The following is a 615-nucleotide window of genomic DNA, read 5'->3' on the forward strand; positions in this document are numbered from 1 at the left end:
TCTGTAATCGGGTCGGTCAATGACCGGCGTAGTGGTCACATCGCGGGTTCCTCGCTTCTGTTCGTGGTCGGCGTGGAGCCGCCACAGGCTACGGCTAGGCAGGCGGGGCGGACCAATCTAGCAAGCGGGCTCGGCGGAAACCGGCACCGGCGCTCTTGCGGTCTCGCCCTGCCGCGTCCCCGCGACGGGACGTCGGACGCTCGGGTGGGGAACGGTGGGCGACTACGCCACGACCGCCTCCTTGCCCCAGCGGAACTCGGTGCCGTCGCGCCACATGCCCAGCAGCACGACGGCGAGCTTGCGGGCTACGGCCACCTTGGCGCGGCGCATGCCCGAGCGCTTCGCGATCGCCATGCCCCAGGCCTTCAGCGACGACCAGCGGCTCGTCCTGGTGAGCAGGACGTTCGCTGCCTCATAGAGCGCTTGGCGCGCAAGACCGTCGCCTTGCTTGCTGATGTGCCCCACACGGTCGGTCTCGCCGGACTGGTAGCGCCGAGGCGTCAGGCCGAAGTGGGCACCTATGGCACGGGACCGGCTGAACCGCGCCGGATCGTCCACCGCCGAGCAGAAGGTCAGCGCGGTGACCGGACCAACACCGGGCACCGTCATCAGCCT

The 615-nt window shown here is 69.6% G+C and carries 1 protein-coding gene; it reads right to left on the reverse strand.

Annotation, left to right across the window (positions count from 1 at the left end):
- Positions 1 to 222: 222 nt before the first annotated feature.
- The coding region (locus tag ACLF3G_RS29520; protein WP_430672941.1) for a transposase at positions 223 to 615 on the reverse strand (393 nt) is incomplete at its 5' end.

Origin of the sequence: Falsiroseomonas sp. HC035 (assembly GCF_050563525.1) — a bacterium.
Classification (GTDB): domain Bacteria; phylum Pseudomonadota; class Alphaproteobacteria; order Acetobacterales; family Acetobacteraceae; genus Falsiroseomonas.